Annotated in this window: 20 protein-coding genes and 1 pseudogene; 14 read left to right on the forward strand and 7 right to left on the reverse strand. The window is 72.4% G+C overall.

Features of this window, described 5'->3' with window-relative positions; genetic code table 11:
- Window positions 1-95: 95 nt before the first annotated feature.
- From PV343_RS08945 to pssA, 12 genes are all read left to right on the forward strand, one after another.
- Window positions 96-917: a TetR family transcriptional regulator gene (locus PV343_RS08945; protein ID WP_319146263.1), complete on the forward strand. Its 822-nt coding sequence runs from the start codon at window positions 96-98 to the stop codon at window positions 915-917.
- Window positions 918-1,243: 326 nt separating this feature from the next.
- On the forward strand, window positions 1,244-2,521 hold the full coding sequence (locus tag PV343_RS08950) for a nucleotide sugar dehydrogenase (protein WP_319146264.1): 1,278 nt from the start codon (window positions 1,244-1,246) through the stop codon (window positions 2,519-2,521).
- Complete coding sequence (locus PV343_RS08955) at window positions 2,518-4,011, forward strand: glycosyltransferase family 2 protein (RefSeq protein ID WP_387951152.1); 1,494 nt, start codon at window positions 2,518-2,520, stop codon at window positions 4,009-4,011. The genes PV343_RS08950 and PV343_RS08955 overlap by 4 nt, the downstream gene beginning before the upstream one ends.
- A gap of 100 nt (window positions 4,012-4,111) precedes the next feature.
- On the forward strand, window positions 4,112-6,181 hold the full coding sequence (locus PV343_RS08960) for a polysaccharide deacetylase family protein (protein ID WP_319146265.1): 2,070 nt from the start codon (window positions 4,112-4,114) through the stop codon (window positions 6,179-6,181).
- A complete protein-coding gene (locus PV343_RS08965; protein WP_319146266.1) occupies window positions 6,178-6,969 on the forward strand; it encodes a hypothetical protein in 792 nt (263 codons plus the stop codon). Before PV343_RS08960 ends, PV343_RS08965 begins: the two co-directional genes overlap by 4 nt.
- Window positions 6,970-7,365: 396 nt before the next feature.
- Window positions 7,366-8,703 carry a crotonyl-CoA carboxylase/reductase gene (gene ccrA / locus PV343_RS08970; RefSeq protein WP_319146291.1) on the forward strand — a complete coding sequence of 446 codons (1,338 nt, stop codon included), beginning with the start codon at window positions 7,366-7,368 and terminating at the stop codon, window positions 8,701-8,703.
- A gap of 9 nt (window positions 8,704-8,712) precedes the next feature.
- Window positions 8,713-10,740: a protein meaA gene (locus tag PV343_RS08975; protein WP_319146267.1), complete on the forward strand. Its 2,028-nt coding sequence runs from the start codon at window positions 8,713-8,715 to the stop codon at window positions 10,738-10,740.
- On the forward strand, window positions 10,737-11,699 hold the full coding sequence (locus tag PV343_RS08980) for an HpcH/HpaI aldolase/citrate lyase family protein (RefSeq protein ID WP_319146268.1): 963 nt from the start codon (window positions 10,737-10,739) through the stop codon (window positions 11,697-11,699). The genes PV343_RS08975 and PV343_RS08980 overlap by 4 nt, the downstream gene beginning before the upstream one ends.
- 5 nt (window positions 11,700-11,704) lie before the next feature.
- The gene (locus PV343_RS08985; protein ID WP_020943167.1) at window positions 11,705-12,229 is read left to right on the forward strand and encodes a MaoC family dehydratase; all 525 of its coding nucleotides are present in this window, start codon (window positions 11,705-11,707) and stop codon (window positions 12,227-12,229) included.
- 2 nt (window positions 12,230-12,231) lie between these two features.
- On the forward strand, window positions 12,232-13,437 hold the full coding sequence (locus PV343_RS08990; RefSeq protein ID WP_317446257.1) for an acyl-CoA dehydrogenase family protein: 1,206 nt from the start codon (window positions 12,232-12,234) through the stop codon (window positions 13,435-13,437).
- 170 nt (window positions 13,438-13,607) lie between these two features.
- Window positions 13,608-14,264: a phosphatidylserine decarboxylase gene (locus PV343_RS08995; protein WP_319146269.1), complete on the forward strand. Its 657-nt coding sequence runs from the start codon at window positions 13,608-13,610 to the stop codon at window positions 14,262-14,264.
- 22 nt (window positions 14,265-14,286) lie between these two features.
- Window positions 14,287-15,105, forward strand: coding sequence for a CDP-diacylglycerol--serine O-phosphatidyltransferase (gene pssA, locus PV343_RS09000; RefSeq protein ID WP_020943164.1), 819 nt, complete (start codon window positions 14,287-14,289; stop codon window positions 15,103-15,105).
- Between the two features lie 79 nt (window positions 15,106-15,184).
- On the opposite strand, the gene PV343_RS09005 is transcribed toward pssA, so the two are convergent.
- On the reverse strand, window positions 15,185-16,336 hold the full coding sequence (locus PV343_RS09005; protein ID WP_319146270.1) for a glycerate kinase: 1,152 nt from the start codon (window positions 16,334-16,336) through the stop codon (window positions 15,185-15,187).
- 159 nt (window positions 16,337-16,495) lie between these two features.
- On the opposite strand from PV343_RS09005, the gene PV343_RS09010 reads away from it, so the two are divergent.
- Together PV343_RS09010 and PV343_RS09015 are read left to right on the forward strand one after the other, a co-directional pair.
- Complete coding sequence (locus PV343_RS09010; RefSeq protein ID WP_319146271.1) at window positions 16,496-17,569, forward strand: ADP-ribosylglycohydrolase family protein; 1,074 nt, start codon at window positions 16,496-16,498, stop codon at window positions 17,567-17,569.
- Between the two features lie 28 nt (window positions 17,570-17,597).
- On the forward strand, window positions 17,598-18,092 hold the full coding sequence (locus tag PV343_RS09015; RefSeq protein WP_319146272.1) for an NUDIX hydrolase: 495 nt from the start codon (window positions 17,598-17,600) through the stop codon (window positions 18,090-18,092).
- Window positions 18,093-18,124: 32 nt separating this feature from the next.
- Here PV343_RS09015 and fdxA read toward each other — a convergent pair whose 3' ends face one another.
- The 6 genes and pseudogenes from fdxA to ptlA form a co-directional block, all read right to left on the reverse strand.
- On the reverse strand, window positions 18,125-18,445 hold the full coding sequence (fdxA, locus tag PV343_RS09020; protein WP_319146273.1) for a ferredoxin: 321 nt from the start codon (window positions 18,443-18,445) through the stop codon (window positions 18,125-18,127).
- A gap of 152 nt (window positions 18,446-18,597) precedes the next feature.
- Window positions 18,598-19,710: pseudogene (gene ispG / locus PV343_RS09025) on the reverse strand (flavodoxin-dependent (E)-4-hydroxy-3-methylbut-2-enyl-diphosphate synthase); the annotation flags it as partial.
- 13 nt (window positions 19,711-19,723) lie between these two features.
- Window positions 19,724-21,592, reverse strand: coding sequence for a 1-deoxy-D-xylulose-5-phosphate synthase (locus PV343_RS09030; protein ID WP_415923469.1), 1,869 nt, complete (start codon window positions 21,590-21,592; stop codon window positions 19,724-19,726).
- Window positions 21,589-22,578, reverse strand: a complete 990-nt coding sequence (gene ispH / locus PV343_RS09035) for a 4-hydroxy-3-methylbut-2-enyl diphosphate reductase (protein ID WP_319146275.1) — start codon at window positions 22,576-22,578, stop codon at window positions 21,589-21,591. The genes PV343_RS09030 and ispH overlap by 4 nt, the downstream gene beginning before the upstream one ends.
- Window positions 22,575-23,969 carry a pentalenene oxygenase gene (ptlI, locus tag PV343_RS09040; protein ID WP_319146276.1) on the reverse strand — a complete coding sequence of 465 codons (1,395 nt, stop codon included), beginning with the start codon at window positions 23,967-23,969 and terminating at the stop codon, window positions 22,575-22,577. Before ptlI ends, ispH begins: the two co-directional genes overlap by 4 nt.
- Before the next feature lie 58 nt (window positions 23,970-24,027).
- Window positions 24,028-25,204 (reverse strand): pentalenene synthase (gene ptlA, locus PV343_RS09045; protein WP_319146277.1); only part of this gene is annotated, 1,177 nt, incomplete at its 5' end.

Below are 25,204 nucleotides of genomic sequence, written 5' to 3' on the forward strand. Positions count from 1 at the left end.
CGCCGGCCGCCCCGCCCTGCGGCCCCCCGCCCCCCGCGGGCGGGGGAAACCCCGGACCTGCGCATTCGGCCGCGCACATGCAGTACGTTCGGGTCATGTCCCAGCCCGCCAAGTCCTCACGTACACCAGCCACGCCCGACGCGCCGGAAAGTGCCGCAGGCAGTCGCGCCGCCGCCCAGCGGCTGAAAATGCGCCGGGAACTGGCGGCCGCAGCGATGGAACTGTTCGCGACCAAGGGGTACGAGGCGACCACCGTCGACGAGATCGCGGCCGCGGCCGGGGTGGCGCGCCGCACCTTCTTCCGCCACTTCCGCTCCAAGGAAGAGGCGATCTTCCCGGACCACGACGACACGCTGGTCCGCGCCGAGGCGGTGCTCAACGCCGCCCCGGCGCACGAGCACCCGCTCGACACGGTGTGCCGCGGCATCAAGGAAGTCATGAAGATGTACGCGGCCCGGCCGGAGATCTCGGTCGCCCGCTACAAGCTGACCCGCGAGGTGCCCACCCTGCGTGAGGCGGAGATCGCCTCGGTGGCCCGCTACGAGCGCCTGTTCACCCGCTATCTGCTCGGGCACTTCGACGAGCACGCGCACGCGGACGACGCCAACGACGACCCGCTGCTCGCCGAGGTCGCCGCCTCCGCCGTGGTCACCGCCCACAACCACGTCCTGCGGCGCTGGCTGCGGGCCGGCGGCCAGGGCGACGTGGAGGCCCAGCTCGACCACGCCTTCGCGATCGTGCGCAAGACCTTCGGCACCGGTATCGGCGCCGGGCGCGGCTCGGTGCCCCGGCCCGCCGCCGCGGCCCCGGCGACGGTCTCCGCGCACGGCGAGGTGCTGGTGACGGTCGCCCGCACGGACGCGCCGCTGGACGAGGTCATGCGCACCATCGAGGAGGCGCTCAAGGAGCGCGCCTGACCGCAGGGCCCACGGGCCGGCGCCGGGGAAACCCGGCACCGGCCCGTTTTTGTGTTCGAAGAGCAGGTGCTTATCGAACCTTTCCCAAAAGATGCCCCAGGGCCGCCGGGATCTTCACGAAAATCCCACCGACCTACCGGGTGACTGACATGCTTTCGGTTCATCGGACATATTCCGCCGACCAAGGGGAGGTCGGCGGAATTGGCGTGTACACCGAAAAGCAGCCTCGGGGAAACAGGGGGAAGAGGCCCGGTGCACGCCGTCGCATTCCTTGCGCCGCCTGTGCGCCGTACGCGCCGGCGCGCGGTATTTCTGGGGGGATCTCCTTGTCATTTTCCGCGAAACCTGCTGTCGGCATCATCGGCCTCGGCTACGTCGGCCTGCCGACGGCCCTCGCTCTGCTGGAGTCGGGCCTGCGGGTCATCGGCGTCGACGTGGACCCCGCCCGCCTCGACGCGATCCGCGACCACCACGTCGACCTGGTCCCCGACGACCACGCGCGGCTGCGCGCCCACACCGGCGACGGACCGGGCGCCGGCCGCTTCGTCCTCACGACGGACCCGGCGGCCCTGAGCGCCGCCGAGGCGGTGCTGATCTGCGTCCCGACCCCCGTCGACGAGCACCTCGTACCGGACCTGCGGGCCCTGGCCGGGGCGTGCGCGACCGCCGCCGCCCACGCGGTGCCCGGGCAGACCGTCGTGCTCACCTCGACCAGCTACGTGGGCACCACCCGGGACCTGCTGCTCGGCCCGCTCGCCGAGCGCGGGCTGCGGGTGCCCGAGGACGTCAGCGTGGCCTACGCCCCCGAGCGCATCGACCCGGGCAGCACCGACCACACCCAGAGCACCACCCCGCGGGTGGTCGGCGGGGTGAGCCCGGAGTGCACCCGGCGCGCCGCCGACGTACTGCGCCGCACCGGCGCCGAGGTGCACGAGGTGCTCTCGCCCGAGGCCGCCGAGATGACCAAACTGCTGGAGAACACCTTCCGCGCGGTCAACATCGCTCTGGCCAACGAGTTCGCCACCATCTGCGGCGAGCTGGGCCTGGAGGCCCTGGAGGTCATCCAGGCGGCGGCGACCAAGCCGTACGGGTTCATGCCGTTCTTCCCCGGCCCCGGGGTGGGCGGCCACTGCATCCCGTGCGACCCGCACTACCTGCTGTGGCAGCTGCGCGGGAAGCGGGTGGCCTCGCCGCTGATCGACACCGCGATGACCGCGATCGCCACCCGGCCGCAGGCGGTCGTGCAGCGCGCCCGCGAGGTCCTGGCCGACGCGGGCACACCGCTGCGCGCGGCCCGGGTGCTGGTGGTCGGCGCTGCCTACAAACCGGGAGTGGCGGACCTGCGCGAGTCGCCCTCGCTGGAGATCATGGCCGCGCTCCGCGAGGCCGGCGCCGAGGTCGCCTACACCGATCCGCTGATCCCGTCGGTGCCGCTCGGCGGGCGCCCGCTGCTGTCCGAGCGTGAGCCCGGGGAGCGCGACTGGGACCTCGTGCTGGTGCATTCCGTCCATCCGCGCCAGGACCTGTCCTGGATCGGCGACGACGTGCCCGTCCTGGACACCACCTACCGGCTGCAGGACTTCAAGCGCCGGGCGGTCGTATGAGCGTGCAGGCCGAGCGGCCCGCGGCGCCCGGCGGGCCGCAGCCGCAGCCGTCCATGCCCCGGCCGCGCCCGCCGCGGCCCGGCCGGCGCCGCCTCGCCGGGCTGTCCGACCGGATGGACCCCGGAGTACGGCACGCGGCACGCCGGCTCTGCGTGGTGATCGTGCTGCTCCCGCTGCTGCTGATCCTCGCCCGCGAGGCACCCCGGCTGGTCCAGGCGCCGCTCGTGCTCGGCTACGGGTTCCTGGTCCTGACGGTGACGATCTCCATGCTGTTCATCGCCTACAGCCGCTACGACGACCCCTCCGAGCGGACGCTGCGCCGCCGCCCGCGCCGGCTGCACCGGTTCCCCGAGCTGCCCGAGCGGCCACGGGTGAGCTTCCTGGTGGCCGTCAAGGACGAGGAGGACGGCATCGAGGCCTGTGTGCGCTCGATGGCCGCGAGCGACCACCCCGACCTGCAGATCGTGGTCGTCGACGACGCCTCGACCGACGGCACCTGCGCCGTCCTGCGGCGCCTGGAGCGAGAGCTGTCCGTGCGGGTGCTGTACCTGGACCGCAACGTCGGCAAGAAGCACGCCCTGGTGCGCGCCGCCGAGCTGGCGGACGGGGACGTCATCGCCTTCACGGACTCCGACTGCGTGCTCGCGCCCGACGCGCTCGGCCGCTGCGTCACCGCGCTGGTGCGCCACCGCGAGCTGGGCGCGGTCAGCGGGCACGCCCGGGCGCTGAACGCCGACGAGTCCGTGCTCTCCAGGGCCCAGGACGTCTGGTACGAGGGGCAGTTCCGGGTGGCCAAGGCGGCGGAGGCGACCTTCGGGTCCGTCTCCTGCGTGTCGGGGCCGCTCGCCGTGTTCCGCGCGGACGCCATCATGAACTACCTCCCCGCCTGGGCCGGCGACCGTTTCCTCGGGGCCGAATTCAGGTTCGCCACCGACCGGCAGCTCACCGGATACGTCCTCGGCCAGAAATGGAAGGGGAGAAAACTCAAGGCGCAGTACGCGGATTCGCCTTTCGTCACCCGGCGAGACCACAGAGAACTCCCGTGGCGCATCGGATACGTGCAGTCCGCGAAGGTCTGGACGACGGTCCCGGCCCGATTCCGGCCTTTCATGCGGCAGCAGGTGCGCTGGAAGAAGAGTTTCATCCGCAACCTCTTCTTCACCGGCACGTTCATGTGGCGGCGCGGTCTCGGTCCCGCGGTGCTGTTCTACGGGCACGTCCTGTGGGTGCTGTGCGCTCCGCTCATGGCGGTACGCCATCTGGTGTGGGCGCCGTACCACGGACTGTGGTTCCTGACCGGGCTGTACTTGGCGGGCGTGCTGCTCAAAGGCGTGGTGTGGGGCCTGGCCTTCAAGGCCGACAACCCCCGCTCCACGCGCTGGCGCTACCGGCCGCTGATGAGCCTGCTGTCGTCGCTGGTGCTGTCCTGGCTGCTGCCGTACTCCCTGCTGACCATCCGGCGCGGGGTCTGGTCGAGGAGGCTGTCGTGAGGGCCGTACGGGCCACCGGACGGGGTCTGGCCGCGCTGCTCGCCGCGACCGCCGTCGTCATCCTGTATCTGCTGGTGCTGTCCCGGGGGAGCTGGCCGCCGTGGTCCATTCTGTAACCGCGAGGCGGCCGCGCCGCACCCTCCGGCTGCGCCGGGGCGCGCTGCGCGGCGTCCTGGGCGCGCTGACCGCGCTGGTGCTCGCCGTCCCGTTCGTCGTCGCCTGGCGGCTCTACGTCGACCAGCGCGAGGTCACCCGGCAGGTGAGCGTGCCGGCCGCCCGCGTCGACGCGGCGACCGCCGCCCGCTGGAAGGCCGCCGGAGCGGGGCTCCCCGAGCGCGCGGCGCCGGTGATCCTCACCTACCACGACCTGAAGCCGCACAGCGGCAGCCGCTACGTGGTGGACCCCGCGGTCTTCGACCGGCAGCTCACCGCCCTGCGGACGGCGGGCTACCGCACCCTGAGCACCGACGAGTTCGTCTCCTACCTGCTCGGCGGCCCGGTGCCGCCGCGTTCGGTGATGCTGACCTTCGACGACGGCACGCACGGGCTGTGGACGTACGGGGACCGGATCCTCGCGCGGCACGACATGAGCGCGGTGTCGTTCCTCATCACCGGGCGGGTCGGGCTGCACCGGCCCTACTACCTGTCCTGGCAGGAGATCGCCCGTATGGCCCGCTCGGGCCGCTGGGACTTCGAGGACCACACCCACAACCTGCACAGCCGCACTCGCATCGGCCCACACGGCGCACTGGGCTCGCTGCTCGCGCACCGGATCTACCTGGCCTCCACCGGCCGGCTGGAGAGCACCGACCACTACGAGCGCCGGGTACGGGCGGACTTCACCCGGTCGCTGGAGGACTTCCGGCGGCACGGCCTGCCCCGGCCCCGGCTGTTCGCCTACCCGTTCTCGGAGTCGGCGGAGCCGCAGCACGCCTCCTACGTCCGCGACCTGATCGACCGCACCTTCACGGCGGCGCTGACCGACAAGACCTTCAGCCCGGAGCCGGCGTCGCGCAGGTCGGCGGTCCGCCAGGAGTACCAGCGCCTGGAGGTGTTCGCGGACACCACGGCCGACGATCTGCTGGCCCAGGTGGCGGCGCGCACGCCGGTGCCGCCGTCGGGTGACCCGCTGCGCTTCCCGCAGCGCTGGACGGGCAGCGCCTGGAAGCCGCTCGGCGGCACCGGCTTCCTCACCGGCGCGGGTGCCCGCCCGGCCACCGGCCGCTACGCCTACGCGGCATACGCGCCCTACGGCGCCGCCGACTGGGACCACTACACCGTCGGCGCCGGGCTGACCGGGCTGCCCACGGACGGCGGCAGCGCGACGGTCTTCGCCCGGGTCGGCGGGGACGCGACCGTCGGGGTGCGGGTCTCGCGCGGCACCGCACAGCTGGTCGACGGAGGGGCGCGGGTCCGGGTGCTGGCCGAGCGCGCGCTGACGCCCGGGCCGTCCCACGAGGTAGGGCTCACCGTGGACGGCGCGCGGACCGAGGTGGTGGTGGACGGCACCGTGCGGTTCACGCTGCCCGACTCCCACGGAGCGCGCGGCACGGGCGGCATCGCGCTCGCGCTCTCGCGTGGTGCCGGCGCCGCGTCGTGGCCGGCGTTCCGCCACGTCCGGACCGCACCGCTGCCCGGCGCGCCGGCCGCAAGCCGGCCGTTCGACGGTCCGGCGGGCTGGCGCGACGGCGACGGACGCCGGCCGCAGGCGGTGATCGGCGCCGGGACGGTCCAGCCGGTCGGTGCCGGCGGCTGGGTCTACGCCGGCTACCGGCCGGGCGGCGGCGAAGGCTGGTCCGGCTACACCCTGAGGACCCGGCTGACCGGTCTGGTGGAGGACGGGCTGCACAGTTCCGTGGTCGTCCGCCGCGGCGCCGCCGACCAGCTCACCGTCCGGCTCTCCCGGGGCTGGGTCACGCTCCTGGCCGGACCGGGAGACCACCCGCGCACCGTGCTCTCCCGCAGGCTGCCGGAGGCGACGGACCGGGACGTCACCGTCACGGCCGACGCGCGCGTCACGCGGGTGAGCGTCGGCGCGGGGCTGGTGCGGGCCTCGGTCCCGGCCTCCGGGGGCACCGGCGGCATCGGGTTCGGCGTCTACCGGCAGTCGCCGCTGCAGCCCTGGCCGGGCTTCGCGGACTGCGCGCTCCACGGAGGGCGTACGGCATGATCCAGCGGCTCGTGCGGCGCCGCCGCGCACGGCTCCTGACCGGGGTCCTGCTCGCGTCGGCGGCGCTCGCGGGCGGACTGTCCCTGCAGGCCCACGGCCGCACGAGCGCCGAGGCGGACTTCCGGCCCGCGTTCCCGGGCCGCGGGCTGGTCACCAACGAGTTCGCCTACTGGCACCCGGACGCCCCGGGTGCCCGCCACTCCCCCGACTGGACGATGACCAGCGGTTCGCTGTTCGGCCTCGACGGCGCGGGGTGGACGGGGCGCCCGGACGGCGAGCGGCCCGACGCCGCGTCCACGCGCGCCACCGACTCGGCGGTCTTCCGGCTGGCCTCGCGGCGCCGGGACTTCGCCGACACCCGGCTCTCGCTGCGGCTGCGGCTGACCGATCTGGTGACGACACCGCGTACCCCGGCACAGCCGTACGACGGCGTGCACCTGTGGCTGCGGTTCCACAGCGAGCAGGAGTGCTACGCGGTGAGCGTGACCCGGCGCGACGGGCTGGTGGCGGTGAAGCGCAAGACGCCCGGCGGGCCGTCCAACGGGGGCACGTACGTGACCTTGGCCACGGCGTCGGCCGGGCTGTCGCCCGACGTGTGGACCGAGGTGACGGCGACCGCGAGCGATCTGCCGGGCCACCGGGTGCGCCTCACGCTGGAACTGGCGGGCCGCCGGGTCCTGGACGTGACCGACACCGCGCCCGGTGACCTCTCCCGGCCCGGCGGCGTCGGCATCCGGGGCGACAACACGGAGTTCACCTTCCGCGACCTGGTCGCGCACACGGAGTGAACGGGCGCCCGGATCCGGTGACGTAACCGGACGAAAGGGCTACTCACGGGTAGCCCTGATCGATCATCGCTCATTTGTTACGTAAAGATTTCATCTGAGAGCAACTTCTGGCACTCAGTGCCTTGTCACCTGACACGCGGTGTCATACGTTGAAGGAAGTCCGGGCGGCCGGCGCGCAGAGACCAAGCGCGCGTCGGCTGTCCCCGCAAGCCGACGGCCTGCGCGCCCGGGCGCCTGCGTCACAGGCAACCTCCCGCGCCACCACGCGCTGCCGAAGCACCACCGCCGAACCGACGGCACGTTCCACCAAAACCCTCAGCAGCACTCCCAGCAGCACCGACGAACCCCCAGCGCCCCTCCCTCAGGGCGCTCACCGCCGGAGGCAACACCGTGACCGTGAAGGACATCCTGGACGCGATCCAGTCGAAGGACGCCACGTCCGCCGACTTCGCCGCCCTGCAGATCCCCGAGTCGTACCGCGCGATCACCGTGCACAAGGACGAGACGGAGATGTTCGCGGGCCTGCAGACCCGCGAGAAGGACCCGCGCAAGTCGATCCACCTGGACGAGGTCCCCGTGCCCGAGCTGGGCCCGGGCGAGGCCCTGGTGGCCGTCATGGCCTCCTCGGTCAACTACAACTCGGTGTGGACCTCGATCTTCGAGCCGCTGTCGACCTTCGGGTTCCTGGAGCGCTACGGCCGCACCAACGAGCTGGCCAAGCGCCACGACCTGCCGTACCACATCATCGGCTCCGACCTCGCGGGCGTCGTCCTGCGCACCGGCCCGGGCGTCAACGCCTGGAAGCCCGGTGACGAGGTCGTCGCGCACTGCCTGTCGGTCGAGATGGAGTCCTCCGACGGCCACAACGACACGATGCTCGACCCCGAGCAGCGTATCTGGGGCTTCGAGACCAACTTCGGCGGCCTCGCCGAGATCGCCCTGGTCAAGTCCAACCAGCTGATGCCGAAGCCGAACCACCTGAGCTGGGAGGAGGCCGCGGCCCCCGGCCTGGTCAACTCCACCGCCTACCGCCAGCTCGTCTCCCGCAACGGCGCCGGCATGAAGCAGGGCGACAACGTCCTGATCTGGGGCGCGAGCGGCGGCCTCGGCTCGTACGCCACCCAGTTCGCGCTCGCCGGCGGCGCCAACCCGATCTGCGTCGTCTCCAGCGACCAGAAGGCGGACATCTGCCGCTCCATGGGCGCCGAGTCGATCATCGACCGCAACGCCGAGGACTACCGGTTCTGGAAGGACGAGCACACCCAGGACCCGAAGGAGTGGAAGCGCTTCGGCAAGCGCATCCGCGAGCTGACCGGCGGCGAGGACATCGACATCGTCTTCGAGCACCCCGGCCGCGAGACCTTCGGCGCCTCCGTGTTCGTCACCCGCAAGGGCGGCACCATCACCACCTGCGCCTCGACCTCGGGCTACATGCACGAGTACGACAACCGCTACCTGTGGATGTCGCTCAAGCGCATCATCGGCTCGCACTTCGCCAACTACCGCGAGGCCTGGGAGGCCAACCGGCTCATCGCGAAGGGCAAGATCCACCCCACCCTGTCGAAGGTGTACTCCCTGGAGGACACCGGCCAGGCGGCCCACGACGTCCACCGCAACGCCCACCAGGGCAAGGTCGGCGTGCTGTGCCTCGCCCCCGAGGAGGGCCTGGGCGTGCGCGACGAGGAGATGCGCGCCAAGCACCTCGACGCCATCAACCGCTTCCGGAACGTCTGAGGGCCTTAGATGACAGAGCGTCAGAAGGACCGTCCGTGGCTCATGCGGACGTACGCCGGTCACTCGACCGCGGAGGCGTCCAACGAGCTGTACCGGCGCAACCTCGCCAAGGGCCAGACCGGTCTGTCGGTGGCGTTCGACCTGCCGACGCAGACCGGCTACGACCCCGACCACATCCTCGCCCGCGGCGAGGTCGGCCGGGTCGGCGTGCCCGTCTCGCACCTCGGTGACATGCGCCGGCTGTTCCAGGACATCCCCCTGGAGCAGATGAACACCTCGATGACGATCAACGCCACCGCCATGTGGCTGCTGGCGCTCTACCAGGTCGTCGCCGAGGAGCAGGGCGCTGACATCACCAAGCTCCAGGGCACGACCCAGAACGACATCGTCAAGGAGTACCTCTCCCGCGGGACGCACGTCTTCCCGCCGGGGCCGAGCCTGCGCCTGACGACGGACATGATCGCGTACACGGTCTCCCACATGCCGAAGTGGAACCCGATCAACATCTGCAGCTACCACCTGCAGGAGGCCGGGGCCACGCCGGTGCAGGAGATCGCGTACGCGATGTCCACCGCCATCGCCGTCCTGGACGCCGTCCGCGACGGCGGCCAGGTGCCGCAGGAGCGGATGGGCGACGTGGTCGCCCGCATCTCCTTCTTCGTCAACGCGGGCGTCCGCTTCGTCGAGGAGATGTGCAAGATGCGGGCGTTCGGCCGCATCTGGGACCAGGTCACCCGTGAGCGCTACGGCATCCAGGACCCCAAGCAGCGCCGGTTCCGCTACGGCGTCCAGGTCAACTCGCTCGGCCTGACCGAGGCGCAGCCGGAGAACAACGTCCAGCGGATCGTCCTGGAGATGCTGGCCGTCACCCTCTCCAAGGACGCCCGCGCGCGTGCCGTGCAGCTCCCGGCCTGGAACGAGGCGCTCGGCCTGCCCCGGCCCTGGGACCAGCAGTGGTCGCTGCGCATCCAGCAGGTCCTGGCGCACGAGAGCGACCTGCTGGAGTACGAGGACATCTTCGCCGGCTCGCACGTCATCGAGGCGAAGGTGGACGCCCTCGTCGAGGAGTCCCTCGCCGAGATCGAGCGGATCCAGGAGATGGGCGGCGCGATGGCCGCCGTCGAGTCCGGCTACCTCAAGGCGGAACTGGTCTCCTCGCACGCCGAGCGCCGGGCCCGGATCGAGTCCGGCCAGGAGAAGATCGTCGGCGTCAACATCTTCGAGACGACCGAGCCGAACCCGCTGACGGCCGACCTGGACACCGCGATCCAGACGGTCGACCCGGCGGTCGAGGCCCGCGTCGTCGAGGCGCTGGCCCGCTGGCGGGACACCCGCTACCAGCCGCCCTTCAACCACCCGCGCCCGTGCAAGGCGCTGGAGCGGCTGAAGGAGGCCGCCAAGGGCACCGGCAACCTGATGGAGGCCACCCTGGAGTGCGCCCGCGCCGGGGTCACGACCGGCGAGTGGGCCGGGGCGCTGCGCGAGGTGTTCGGCGAGTACCGGGCGCCCACCGGTGTCTCCTCCGCCCCCGTGGCCGTCGCCGCCGAGGCCGGCTCGGCGCTCGGCGAGGTGCGGGCCAAGGTGGAGGCCACCGCCCGCGAGCTGGGTGTGGGCCGGCTGCGGTTCCTGGTGGGCAAGCCGGGCCTGGACGGTCACTCCAACGGCGCCGAGCAGATCGCGGTGCGCGCCCGGGACGCCGGCTTCGAGGTCGTCTACCAGGGCATCCGGCTGACGCCCGAACAGATCGTGGACGCGGCGGTCGACGAGGACGTGCACGCCGTCGGCCTGTCGATCCTCTCCGGCTCGCACGCCCAGCTCGTGCCGGACGTGGTCCAGCGGCTCCGTGTGGCCGGTGCCACAGACATCCCCGTGATCGCGGGTGGCATCATCCCGAACGGTGACGCCGAACAGCTGAAGGCCGCCGGTGTGGCCGCCGTGTTCACCCCGAAGGACTTCGACATCACCGGGATCATCGGCCGCATCGTCGACGAGATCCGGAAAGCGAACAAGCTCGACCCCCTGGAGGTCCCCGCATGACGACCGTCAACCGCCTTCGCCCGCGGCGCTCCTGCCTGGCCGTGCCGGGCTCGAACCCCCGCTTCCTGGAGAAGGCCCAGGGGCTCCCCGCCGACCAGGTCTTCCTCGACCTGGAGGACGCCTGCGCGCCGCTCGCCAAGCCCGAGGCGCGGCACACGATCGTCAAGTTCCTCAACGAGGGCGACTGGACGGGCAAGACGCGGGTCGTGCGCGTCAACGACTGGACCACCGAGTGGACGTACCGCGACGTCGTCACGGTCGTCGAGGGCGCCGGCCCGAACCTCGACTGCATCATGCTGCCGAAGGTCCAGAACGCCGAGCAGATCGTCGCCCTCGACCTGCTGCTGACGCAGATCGAGAAGACCATGGGCTTCGAGGTCGGCAAGATCGGCATCGAGGCGCAGATCGAGAACGCGCAGGGCCTGAACAACGTCAACGCGATCGCGCAGGCGTCCCCGCGCGTCGAGACGATCATCTTCGGCCCGGCCGACTTCATGGCGTCCATCAACATGAAGTCGCTGGTCGTGGGCGAGCAGCCGCCCGGCTACCCGGCGGACGCCTACCACTACATCCTGATGAAGATCCTGATGGCCGCCCGCGCCAACAACCTCCAGGCGATCGACGGTCCCTACCTGCAGATCCGCAACGTCGACGGCTACCGCGAGGTCGCGGGCCGCGCCGCCGCGCTGGGCTTCGACGGCAAGTGGGTGCTGCACCCGGGCCAGGTCGAGGCGTCCAACGAGATCTTCTCGCCCTCGCAGGAGGACTACGACCACGCCGAGCTGATCCTGGACGCGTACGACTACTACACGTCCGAGGCGGGCGGCAAGAAGGGCTCGGCGATGCTCGGCGACGAGATGATCGACGAGGCCAGCCGCAAGATGGCCCTGGTCATCTCCGGCAAGGGCCGGGCCGCCGGCATGCAGCGGACCAGCAAGTTCGAGATCCCGGAGGCCTGAGCGCGATGCAGTTCGGACGCACCTACGAGGAGTTCGAGGTCGGTGCGACGTACAAGCACTGGCCGGGCAAGACGGTCACGGAGTACGACGACCACCTGTTCTGTCTCCTCACCATGAACCACCACCCGCTCCACATGGACACGAACTACGCCGAGAAGACGACGGACTTCGGCAAGAACGTCGTGGTGGGCAACTACATCTACTCGCTGCTGCTGGGGATGTCCGTGCCGGACATCTCGGGCAAGGCGATCGCCAACCTGGAGATCGAGTCGCTCAAGCACGTGGCGCCGACCTTCCACGGCGACACGATCTACGGCCAGACCACCGTGCTCGACAAGTGGCCGTCGAAGTCGAAGAACGACCGCGGCATCGTCTACGTCGAGACCAAGGGCTACAAGCAGGACGGCACCCTGGTGTGCGTCTTCCGCCGCAAGGTCATGGTGCCCACCGAGACGTACATCAAGGAGCGCGGCGGCGAGCAGCCGGGCCGTCCCGAACTGAACGCCCCTTCGGAAAAGACGGAGAAGTAGAGATGGCCCGTCTCGCCCAGACCGCCGGTCTGACCGACGTCCAGCAGGAGATCGTCTCCACCGTCCGCGACTTCGTGGACAAGGAGATCATCCCGGTCGCCACCGGTCTCGAGCACCGCGACGAGTACCCGCAGGAGATCGTCGACGGCCTGAAGGAACTCGGCCTCTTCGGCCTGATGATCCCCGAGGAGTACGGGGGCCTGGGCGAGTCGCTGCTCACCTACGCCCTGTGCGTGGAGGAGATCGCCCGCGGCTGGATGTCGGTGTCCGGCATCATCAACACGCACTTCATCGTGGCGTACATGCTCAAGCAGCACGGCACGCAGGAGCAGAAGGACCACTTCCTGCCGCGCATGGCGGCCGGTGACATCCGGGGCGCGTTCTCGATGTCGGAGCCGGCGCTGGGCTCGGACGTGTCGGCGATCACGTCGAAGGCGGTGAAGGACGGCGACGAGTACGTCCTGAACGGCCAGAAGATGTGGCTGACGAACGGCGGCACCTCGTCCCTGGTGGCCGTTCTGGTCCGCAGTGACGAAGGACACCCCGAGGGCACCGCGCCCCACAAGTCGATGACGACCTTCCTCGTCGAGAAGGAGCCCGGTTTCGGTGAGGTCCGCCCCGGCCTGACCATTCCGGGCAAGATCGACAAGATGGGGTACAAGGGGGTCGACACCACCGAGCTCATCATGGACGGCCTGCGGGTTCCGGCCGATCGGGTGCTCGGCGGCGTCACCGGCCGAGGTTTTTACCAAATGATGGACGGAGTCGAGGTGGGCCGCGTCAACGTGGCGGCCCGTGGCTGCGGTGTCGCGCAGCGTGCCTTCGAACTGGGTGTCCAGTACGCCCAGCAGAGGCACACGTTCGGCAAGCCGATCGCCCAGCACCAGGCCATCCAGTTCAAGCTGGCCGAAATGGCTACCAAGGTCGAGGCCGCGCATGCCATGATGGTCAACGCGGCACGCAAAAAGGATTCCGGCGAACGAAACGACCTCGAAGCGGGGATGGCGAAGTACCTCGCCTCCGAGTACTGCAAGGAGGTCGTGGAGGACGCCTTCCGGATCCACGGCGGCTACGGCTTCTCCAAGGAGTACGAGATCGAGCGCCTCTACCGCGAGGCCCCGATGCTGCTCATCGGTGAGGGTACCGCCGAGATCCAGAAAATGATCATCGGGCGCAGGCTGCTCGAAGAGTATCGGTTCCAGGGCTGATTGTCCGGCTACGGGGTGTTTTCTTCGAGAAGAAGATCACACCCCGTGGACAGGGTTCAGCCGCCGACTCGGCTGACTGGCTTGCCCAGTTGCGGCCCGCGACCGGTACGATCCCGGGAAAGCCGCCGTCCCCCGTCAGAGCGCGGCATCATCCGCTACGAAGGTCATCCATGCCCCACAGCCAAACCTCTGCACACCGCGACAGCCTGGTAGGCGCACGCCTCGCGCGCGGAGCATCGCCGTGGCTCCTGCCGACCGTCGCCACCGCAGCCCTCAGCCTGGCCCGCGCCCGCCGCTCGGGTGTCGCCAAGGCCGTCGCCGTGCCCGCCACCGCGCTCGCGGCGGGCATGCTGTGGTTCTTCCGCGACCCCGAGCGCGAGATCGCCCCGGGCCGGGTCATCTCGCCCGCCGACGGTGTGGTGCAGAGCATCATGCCGTGGAAGGACGGTCGCACGCGCGTCGCGATCTTCATGAGCCCGCTCAACGTCCACGTCAACCGCGCCCCCCTCGCGGGCACGGTGACGTCGGTCGAGCACGTGCCCGGTGGCTTCGTCCCCGCTTTCAACAAGGAGAGCGAGAACAACGAGCGCGTAATCTGGCATTTCGACACCGAACTCGGCGACATCGAGATGATCCAGATCGCCGGCGCGGTGGCCCGCCGCATCGTGCCGTACCTCCCCGAGGGCACGAAGGTCGAGCAGGGCGACCGCATCGGTCTGATCCGCTTCGGCTCGCGTGTCGACCTCTACCTGCCCGAGGGTGTGGAGGTCGCGGTCGAGGTCGGACAGAAGACCGTGGCTGGGGTGACTCGCATTGACCGTGATTGATCCGGAGACCCAGGCGGGCTGGGTGCCCGAGGCCGACGAGGTGGACGACGAGGAGGAGATGCCCCTCTCTCTGCGCCTGTCGATAGCGGACACCCTGACGCTCGGCAACGCCACGTGCGGCTTCATGGCGGTGTACTTCACCACCACGGGCATCCTCATCCCGCACCTCACCGGCAGCCAGGAGTCCGGCATGGCCCGCCACAGCGCGGCCACGGCGGTCATCCTGATGCTCTGCGCGGCGGTCTTCGACCTGTTCGACGGCCTGGTCGCCCGCAAGCTGCGGTCCTCGCCGATGGGCGCGGAGCTGGACAACCTGTCCGACCTGATCAGCTTCGGGCTGGCCCCCGCGTACTTCGTCCTCGTCTACGGCATGGTCGCGGACGACGCGCACCAGAGAGTGGCCGCGCTCGGGGCGATCGTGGTGCTGCTCGCGGTGGTGCTCAGGCTGGCGCGGTTCAGCTGCGTGACGGTGAAGGACGGCACCTTCCAGGGCATGCCCTCGCCGTTCGGCGCGCTGACGGTCGTCTCGATCGTCCTGCTGGAGCTGCCCTTCGTGGCGACCCTGCTGGCGATCCTGGGCACCGCGTGGCTGATGGTGAGCCGCGTGGAGTACCCGAAGCCGCGGGGCCGGCTCGCCGGCGCCATGCTCTCGTGGATCGTGCTGTCCATGGGCCTGCTGGCCGCCTGGGCCTTCGACGCCCCGAGCGGACAGCTGCTGCTCCAGACGGGCTGCGCGCTGCAGCTGGTCATGGGCGCGGTGATCCCGCTGTTCGCCACGGCGCGCCGGGTGAACAACTTCCGCGACAACCGGCGCGAGGCACGGGCGGCCCAGCTGCCCTGAACCACCTCGCCTGCACGCACGGGTGCGGCCCGAGCCTTCGAGGCTCGGGCCGCACCCGTTTCGGCTTCCGCTCCGGTGCTCAGCGCAGCAGGTCCCGGGCGATCCGCTCCGCGACCCGCTCCAGGATCGGGCCCGCGTCCGCGATGCACCTGGCCACGTCCGGCTCCACCGAGGTCAGGGGGTAGGCGCGCGCGATCCCGGCGCCCCGCAGGGCCTCCTCGGACAGGGCGAGCCGGCCGCACACCGCGACGACCGTACGGCCCGCGGCGCGGGCGGCCGCGGCCACGCCCGCCGGGGCCTTGCCGTGCAGCGTCTGCTCGTCGAGCGAGCCCTCGCCGGTGATGACCACGTCGGCCCGCTCCAGGGCCGGCGCGAAGCCCAGCACGTCGAGCATGACCTCGATGCCCGGGCGGAACCGGGCGCCCAGCAGCAGCGCGCCGTAGCCGATGCCGCCCGCCGCGCCCGCGCCGGGGGCCGCGGCGTGCTCCGCCGCGCGCGCTCCGGCCTCGGCCTCCAGGACCTTCGCGAGGTGGGCGAGGGCCGCGTCCAGCGTGGCCACCTCCGCCGGGGAGGCGCCCTTCTGCGGGCCGTAGACCGCGGGAGCGCCCTTCGGGCCGGTCAGCGGGTTGTCCACGTCACTGGCCAGCACCAGCTCCACCGAGGACAGGCGCGGGTCGAGGCCGGACAGGTCGGCCCGGGCGAGTTCCGCCAGCCCTCCGCCGCCCGGCGGCACCGGCTCGCCGTCCTCGTCCAGGAACCGCGCGCCGAGCGCGGCCAGCATCCCGGCGCCGCCGTCCGTCGTGGCGCTGCCGCCGACGCCGAACACGATGGTCCGCGCGCCCGCGTCGAGCGCGGCCCGCAGCAGCTCCCCGGAGCCGTACGTCGAGGAGGTCAGCGGCGCGAACACACCGGCCGGCAGCCGTTGCAGACCGCTCGCCTCGGCCATCTCCACCACCGCGGTGCCGTCGCGCAGCGCGAACGCGGCCGTCACCTCGTCACCCAGGGGCCCGGCGACGCGGACCTCCCGCCGCTCGAACCCGGCCGCGACCGCGGCGTCCACGGTCCCGTCGCCGCCGTCGGCGACGGGCAGCGCCTCCACCTCCAGGCCCGGCACGATCCGGCGCAGCCCGGCCGTCACCCGCTCGGCGACCTGCACCGCCGTCAGCGAGCCCTTGAACTTGTCCGCGGCGACGAGCACCCGTCGGGTCCCGTCCACTGCAGCGTCCGCCACCTTGCTTTCCCCTTGCTCTCCGGGCCCCGCGCAGGGCGGGGCCAGTCGCGCCGCTGCGACCATAACCTCAAGGCGCCCGTGCCGTCATGCCCCGACCGAACCGTGGGAAGCGGCCGGCGTCCGCCGGGGAACCGGCGGGAAAACGGGTAGACACCCGCCATGACCAACCAGGGCACCGGACCGGACCTGGCCGACCGCATCCACGGCGGCTGGCTCGGCCGTATCGCGGGGAACATGCTGGGCAAGCCGGTCGAGCAGGGCGAGGTGTGGACCCGCGAACGCATCGACGGCTACCTGCGCCGGGCCGCGGCCCTGCCGCTCACGGACTACCTGCCCGAGCCCGCGGACCCGTACGACGGCGCCGTGCTGCGCCCGGAGTGGCGCCGGTGCGTGCGCGGCCGCGTCGACGGAAGCTGCCGGGACGACGACGTCGACTACGCGATCCTCGGCCTGCACCTGCTGGAGACCCACGGCTTCGGCTTCAGCACCGAGCAGGTGGGCGACCTGTGGCTGCTCAGGCTGCCCTACCTGCAGACCTTCACCGCCGAACGGGCGGCCTACCGCAATCTCGCGGCCGGTCTGAAACCGCCGCTGACGGCGACGTACGACAACCCGTACCAGGAGTGGATCGGCGCGCTGATCCGCGCCGACGTCTACGGCTGGACCTGCCCGGGCGACCCGGCGCGGGCCGCCGGTCTCGCCCGCCGGGACGCGGTGCTCTCGCACACCGGCAACGGCGTCTACGGCGCGATGTTCGCCGCCGCGCTGATCTCGGCCGCGTTCGCCGCGCGGGAGGTGCGCGAGGCCCTGGAGGCCGGGCTCGCGGTCGTCCCCGCGAGCAGCCGTCTCGCCCGCACCGTGCGCCGGGTGATGTCCCTGCACGCGAGCCGCCTTTCCTGGGAGGAGACGCTGAGTACGGTGTCCGCGGAGACCGCCGGGCTCGGCTGGATCCACACCGTGCCGAACGCGGCCGTCCTCACCGCGGGGCTGCTGTACGGCGACGGCGACTTCACCCGCACCATCGCCCTGACCGTCCGCGGCGGTCTCGACACCGACTCCAACGGGGCGACCGCCGGCTCGGTGGCCGGGGTGCTCACCGGCGCCGCCGCCATCCCGGCGCAGTGGAGCGAGCCGCTGCGGGACACGGTACGGAGCGCGGTGTTCGGCTTCGACGGGGTGCGGATCAGTGCGCTGGCCGAGCGCACCCTGCGCCTGGCGGCGGTCGGCCCGTAGCCGTCCGGTGCCTGGTTACTCTTCGCCCATGACCACCACAGAAGACTTCGCCGCGTACATCGCGAGCCTCCCGCGGGTGCTCGCCGGTGCCGCCACGCTCTTCCGGGACGCCGGGGGGCGGGTCCTGCTCGTCGAGCCGAACTACCGCGAGGGCTGGGCGCTGCCCGGCGGCACGATCGAGTCGGACGACGGCGAGACGCCCCGGCAGGGCGCGCGCCGCGAGACGCTGGAGGAGATCGGTCTGGACCGGGAGCCGGGCCGGCTGCTCACGGTCGACTGGGTGCGCGGTCCCGGCCGGCCCCCGCTGGTGGCGTACGTGTACGACGGCGGAGTGCTGACCGACGCCGAGTTCGGGGCCATCCGGCTGCAGGAGACGGAGCTGCTGTCCTGGCGGCTGGTGGCCCGCGCGGACGTCCCGGAGCACCTGCCCGGGGCGCTCGGCCGCCGGGTGCTGGCCGCGCTGGACGTCCTGGCGGAGGGCGGCGGCACGGCGGAGCTGGAGAACGGGGAACGGGTGGCCTGACCGCCCGCGGGACGGCCGGGCCACCCCGGGGTTCACGCCGTGCGGACCGGTTCCCCGGCGACCAGCGGGTGGTCGCGGTCGATCAGCCCCTGCGCGCCGGCGCCGCCGGGCGAGCCGAGGTCGTCGAAGAACTCGGCGTTCGCCGCCCGGTACCCGGCCCACTCCGGCGGGGCGTCGTCCTCGTAGAAGATCGCCTCGACCGGGCAGACCGGCTCGCAGGCGCCGCAGTCGACGCACTCGTCCGGGTGGATGTACAGGGCGCGGCGCCCCTCGTAGATGCAGTCGACGGGGCACTCCTCGACGCAGGCCCGGTCCTTGACGTCGACGCAGGGCTGGGCGATCAGGTAGGTCATGACGGCTCGCTCTCCTTGTCGGTGTGCCCGGGCCGGCCGGGCTGGTCCTGCCGGCCGGGCTGGCCGGGCTGGTCCTGCCGGCCGGGCTGGCCGGGCTGGTCCTGCCGGCCGGGCTGGCCGGGCTGGTCCTGCCGGCCGGGCTGGCCGGGCTGGTCTTCCCGCATCCGCTCGGCGAGCTTGAGCGCCTCGTCGATGAGGGTCTCCACGATCCGGGACTCGGGGACGGTCCTGACGACCTCGCCCTTGACGAAGATCTGGCCCTTGCCGTTGCCGGAGGCCACGCCGAGGTCGGCCTCGCGGGCCTCGCCGGGCCCGTTGACCACGCAGCCCATGACGGCGACGCGCAGCGGGACCTCCAGGCCGTCCAGGCCGGCGGTCACCTCCTCGGCGAGCTTGTAGACGTCGACCTGGGCGCGGCCGCAGGACGGGCAGGAGACGATCTCCAGCCGGCGCTGCCTGAGGTTCAGCGACTCCAGGATCTGGATGCCGACCTTGGCCTCCTCGGCGGGCGGGGCCGACAGCGACACCCGGATGGTGTCGCCGATGCCCTCGCTGAGCAGCGCGCCGAAGGCGACCGCCGACTTGATCGTGCCCTGGAAGGCCGGGCCGGCCTCGGTCACGCCGAGGTGCAGCGGGTAGTCGCACCTCTGCGCGAGCAGCCGGTAGGCGCTGACCATGACCACCGGGTCGTTGTGCTTGACGGAGATCTTCAGGTCCCGGAAGCCGTGCTCCTCGAACAGCGAGCACTCCCACAGCGCGGACTCCACCAGGGCCTCGGGGGTGGCCCTGCCGTACTTGGCCAGCAGGCGCTTGTCGAGGGAGCCCGCGTTCACCCCGATACGGATGGGCACGCCGGCGTCCCCGGCGGCCCGGGCGATCTCCTTGACCTGGTCGTCGAACCGGCGGATGTTGCCCGGGTTGACGCGGACGCCCGCGCATCCGGCGTCGATGGCGGCGAAGACGTAGCGGGGCTGGAAGTGGATGTCGGCGACCACCGGGATCGGGGACTTGCGGGCGATGGCCGGCAGCGCGTCCGCGTCGTCCTGCGAGGGGCAGGCCACCCGGACGATCTGGCAGCCGGCCGCGGTCAGTTCGGCGATCTGCTGGAGGGTGGCGCCGACGTCGGCGGTCGGCGTGGTGGTCATGGACTGGACCGAGACGGGCGCGTCCCCGCCCACGGCCACGGATCCGACCTGGATCCGCCGGCTGGGGCGGCGTGGGGCGAGGCGCACCGGCACGGTGGGCACCCCGAGCGGGACGGGCATGGCACGTTCCTCCTCAGTGCGGCGGTACGGCGGTGCCGGGAACCGGCGGACGCGGTACGGGGAGCGGGGCGGGGGCGGCCGCGGCACGGCTGTACAGGAGCGCGGCGGTCAGGGTGTCGGCGATGCGGGGGGCGGTGAGTCCGGCGGACTCCAGGACCTCGTCGCGGGAGCCGTGCTCGAGGAACCGCTGCGGCAGGCCGAAGGTGCGGACGGGGGCGGGGGCCCCCGCGTCGCCCAGCGCCTGGGCCACCGCGGCCCCGGCGCCGCCGGCCCGGCCGTTGTCCTCGACGGTCGCGACGAGGCGGTGGCCGAGGCTGAGTTCGACCAGGGCCTGGGGCACCGGTTTGATCCAGCGTGGGTCGACGACGGTGACGCCGATGCCGTCCAGGGCGAGCAGCGACGCGATCTCCAGGCAGGTGCCGGCCATGGCGCCGACGGAGACGAGGAGCAGGTCGGCGATCTCCCCCCGCCGGAGCACGTCGACCCCCCGGACGGTGTCGACGGCCGGGATGTCCGGGCCCGTGGTGCCCTTGGGGAAGCGCACGGCGGTGGGGCCGTCGTGGACGGCGACGGCCTCGCGCAGCGCGCGGCGCAGCGTGGCGGCGTCCCTGGGGGCCGCCACCCGCAGTCCGGGCACCGTGTTGAGCAGCGACAGGTCCCACATGCCGTTGTGCGAGGGTCCGTCGTCGCCGGTGACGCCGGCCCGGTCGAGGACCAGGGTCAGCGGGGCGCGGTGCAGGGCTGCGTCCAGGAGGAGCTGGTCGTAGGCGCGGTTGAGGAAGGTGGCGTAGATCGCCACCACCGGGTGCATCCCGCCGAGGGCGAGGCCCGCGGCGGTGGTCACCGCGTGCTGCTCGGCGATGCCCACGTCGAGGGTGCGGTCGGGGTGGCGGGCGGCGAACTCGGTGAGTCCGGTGGGGTGCAGCATGGCGGCGGTGACGGCGACCAGGTCGGGCCGCTCGGCGCCGAGCCGGGCCAGTTCCCGGCCGAAGACGGCGGTCCAGGAGGGCGTGCCGTCGCCGCCGGGGCGGCCGGGGGCGAGCGGCCGCACGGCGTGCTGCCGGTCGGCCTCGTCCTGTTCGGCGGGGGCGTGGCCGCGGCCCTTCTCGGTGACGCAGTGCACGACGACGGACCGGCCGAGGTCGCGCGCGTGGCGCAGTGCCGTCTCCAGGGCGGTGATGTCGTGCCCGTCGACGGGGCCCAGCCGGGCCAGTCCCAGGGACTCGAACAGGCGGTCGCGGGCGGTCCCGGTGCGCAGGGCGGCCAGATGCTCGGCGATGCCACCGCAGGTGGGGCCGTAGGAGCGGGTGTTGTCGTTGAGCACCACGATCACCGGCCGGCCGGGGGCGGCGGCGATGTTGTTCAGCGCCTCCCAGGCCATGCCCCCGGTGAGCGCGCCGTCGCCAATGACGGCGACCACGGCCCGGTCGCGTTCGCCGCGCAGGCCGTGCGCGCGGGCCAGCCCTGCGGCCCAGGACAGCACGGTGGAGGCGTGCGAGTTCTCGATGACGTCGTGCGGGGACTCGGCCCGGCTGGGGTAGCCGGACAGTCCGCCGCGCCGGCGGAGCGTGCCGAGGTCCCCGGCGCGACCGGTGAGGATCTTGTGGACGTAGGACTGGTGGCCGGTGTCCCACAGGATGGCGTCCCGGGGGGACTCGAAGACCCGGTGCAGGGCGACGGACAGTTCGACGACGCCGAGGTTGGGGCCGAGGTGGCCGCCGGTGCGGGTCACGGTGTCGACCAGCAGGCGCCTGATCCGTGGGACGAGTTGCCGGACCTCGCCGGGGGACATGGCCCGCAGGTCCTCGGGTCCCTTGATGTCCGCCGGCCGTGGCTCCGCGAGGGGTGTCTGTTTCACGTGTGTCTCCTCCGTCGCGTTCATCGCGCCCGCGGCTCGTCCGCGAGCGGGGTGCGCGGGATCCGGCCGGTCACCGGGTCGGCCAGCCGGGCCGGCATCGAGAAGACGACGTCCTCGGGCGCCGCCCGCTGCACCTCCACCCGGCTCCAGCCGAGTTCGGCGAGCCGGTCGAGGACGCCGTCGACCAGGATCTCGGGCGCGCTGGCCCCGGCGCTGACGCCGATGCCCGAGACCCCGTCCAGCCACTCGGGGCGCAGGTGGCCGCGGTCGGGGACGAGGTGGGCGCGGCAGCCGTGCTCGCGTGCCACCTCGACCATGCGCAGCGAGTTGCTGGAGTTGGCCGATCCCACGACGAGGACGAGGTCGTGACGGCGTGCCAGGTCCTTGACGGCGTTCTGCCGGTTCTGGCTCGCGTAGCAGATGTCGTCGCCGCCGGGGGAAACGATGTCGGGGAACCGGGCGCGCAGCGCCTCGACCACCTTCGCGGTCTCGTCGAAGGAGAGGGTGGTCTGGGTGAGGAAGGCGACCGGGGTGCCGGCGGGCAGGTCGAGCCGGGCCACGTCGGCGGCGCTTTCCACGACGATCGTCCGCTCGGGCGCCTCGCCGAGGACGCCGTCGACCTCCTCGTGCCCGGCGTGGCCGACCAGCAGGATGGTGCGGCCGTCGCGGGCGAAGCGCAGGGCCTCCTGGTGGACCTTGGCCACCAGCGGGCAGGTCGCGTCGATCACCTGGAGGCGGCGGCGTCCGGCGCCGGCCCGGACCGCCGGGGCGACGCCGTGGGCGGAGAAGACGCAGACCGCGCCGGGCGGGACGTCCTCCTCGCTGTCGACGAACACCGCGCCGCGTTTCTCCAGTTCGGAGACGATGTAGTGGTTGTGCACGATCTCCTTGCGCACGTACACGGGTGCGCCGTGCAGATCCAGGGCGCGCTCCACGATGCCGATGGCCCGCCGTACGCCGGCGCAGAATCCGCGCGGCTGGGCGAGGACGATCCTCCCGGGCCCGGTCACGCGGCGTCTCCCCCGAGCCCGGGGAGCGCGGGGGCCGCCGCGGTGGCCCGGCCGGTGCGGGCGGTGACGCGCAGCCGCAGCCTGCGGGGGTGGTAGACGGTGGCCAGCGGGACGGGCCGGATGTCGGCGTCCGGTTCGCAGGTGATCCGCCACCTGGCGAGGATGGTGGCGAGCCCGAGGGCGGCCTCGGTGCGGGCGTACAGGTCGCCGATGCACTTGCGCGCGCCGGTGCCGAACGGCATGAACGCCTGGCGGGCCTGCGGGGTGACCCGCTCGGGCAGCCAGCGGTCGGGGTCGAAGCGCTGCTCGTCGGGGTAGGCCTCCTCGTTCAGCGCCACGGCGGCGGGGCTGAAGACGATGGTGGTGCCCTGGGGCAGGTGCTGTCCGGCGAGTTCGGTGTCGGCGGCGGTGAGCCGGGTGAACAGCCAGGCGGGCGGGTGCAGCCGGAGGGTCTCGCTGATGATCCGGTCGGTCAGCGACAGGGCGGGCAGGTCGTCCCAGCCCGGGGCACGGCCGCCGAGGACGGTGTCGATCTCGTCGTACAGCGCGGCCTCGACGTCCGGGTGCTGGGAGAGCAGGTGGAAGATCCAGGTGAGGGTGCCGGCGACGGTCTCGGTGCCGGCCGCCATCACGGTGATGACCTGGTCGTGGATCTCGGTGTCGTCGAGCCGGCCGCCGTCCTCGTCGCGCGAGGCGAGCAGCGCGGAGAGCAGGTCGTCGTGCTCGGCGTCGTCCCGCCGGTAGTCGTCGATGAGCCGCTGGGTGGTGGCGTGCAGGTAGTCGAGGTTCTGCCGGTAGCGGCGGTTGGCCGGGGTGGGCAGGCGGCGCAGGAAGCGGGGCAGGAACATCTGCCGGAACAGCCCGTTGAGGACCGTGTCGAAGGCGCGTTCCACGCCGTCGGCGAGTTCCTTGCTGACGGGGGTGGAGTAGAGGGTGCGGGCGACGGTGCGCAGGGCCATGCCGTACAGCTCGGGGAAGGCGTCGACGACCATGCCGTCGTGCCAGCGGCCGGTGGTGGCCTCGATCTCGGCGTGCATGGCGGTGGCGTAGCGCTGGAGCCGGGAGCGCTGGAAGGCGGACTGCATCAGCCGCCGCTGCCGGCGGTGGTCCTTGAACGGGCAGGTGACCAGGCCGTTGCCGGCGATGTCCCGGGCCCGGTCGTAGAAGACGCCGCCCTTGTCGTAGGTGCGGTCGTTGGTCAGGACGTCGCGCAGCAGTCCCGGGTGGCAGGGCACGTACGCCTCGGTCGGGCCGATCCTGATCTTCACCAGGTCGCCGTGGGCGGACAGCGACGACATGAACCGCACGGGCTGGCGCATCATCTGCAGGGCGTGGCCGACGACCGGGACCGCCCCGGGGGCCGTCCCGGCGACATAGGTCTGCTGGGGCATCGCTTCCTCACATCGGGTGGGTGGTGCTCGGGTGGGGGGCGGGCGGGTGCCGCGGGGGTCAGCGGCTGCTGCCGAGTTCCTCGAGGTAGCCCTGGGCGCCGGCGGCGGCCGCGAACTCGGCGTCGTAGCGGCCCGAGGAGCGGTGCCAGTCGTAGGAGCCGCGGATCACCGTGCGTACGGCGTCGCAGCGGTAGCGCTCCACGGCCTCGCGTTCGCCGGCGTCGAGGTCGTAGATGTCGCACACCTTGGGCAGGCAGGTCTCCAGCAGGAGGTACTGGGAGAGGCGGGCGTGCACCTCGTCGCGCAGGTGGGCGATGCTGCGGCCGCGCGGCCAGCCGTGTTCCCGCTGGAGGATGAGGACGAGGTTGTTCCGCTCGCCGCGGGCCTCCTCCTTCTCCAGCGAGGCGATGTCGTTGAACATCAGGTTGACGTCGACGGCGATCTGGAGCATCGCGCTGAGCACGGCGCTGTCGAAGACGCGCTGGGGCACCTCGAACCGGCCGGCGCTCTCGGCCATGTCGACGGTGGGCTGGACGCCGATGGTCTGCCGGCGCACGGCCAGGTACTGGGCGGCACTGTCGTAGGGGGTGTCGAGGAAGCGGCTGGTGGCCTCGTCGACGTAGCCGGTGAAGTAGTTGCGCCAGTGCCGGGCGCTGCGGGCGCGCCAGGAGGGGGACATGCCGGTGCAGGAGCGCCGCCAGATGTCGGCGAAGCCGTGCGCGATGGGGGGCGCGGTGTCGGGCAGCGGTCCGTCGAGGGCGGCCGCGACCGCGTCGGTGAGCCGGCGGGTCTCCTCGGGGTCCTCGCCGCGCGGTCCGTCGAAGAGGTCGTCGAAGAGGAAGAACCACGACATGAGGTCGACGCCCAGGTCGAGCTGGGCGCCGGTGGTGTGGGGGTAGAAGCGGGCGGCGAGGTCGGCGTAGGCGCCGCGCAGATGGCGTGCGGCCGCGGCCTCGGTGGTGATCAGGCCGAGCGAACGCGGCCAGGCGAGCTGGTCGGCCTCGGCCCGCCGGTGGTCGGGGCTCTGTCGGCGGGGCAGCGGTATTCGGAAGTCGACGTCCTGCGGCATGGTGGTCTCCGTGGTGGGGGCGCTGGGACAACGGTGGAAGAGGGGCGGCGGGACGGGTCCCTCGGGAGGGCGGCCGCACGGCGTCCCGCCGCCCGCGGTGCGCGGGCGGGGGTCTGCCGGGGCGCGGGCCACGCCGCCCACGGCCGGGACCGGGCTGCGCGGGCGG

Origin of the sequence: Streptomyces sp. WI03-4A, assembly GCF_033792105.1 — a bacterium.
Taxonomy (GTDB): domain Bacteria; phylum Actinomycetota; class Actinomycetes; order Streptomycetales; family Streptomycetaceae; genus Streptomyces; species Streptomyces collinus_A.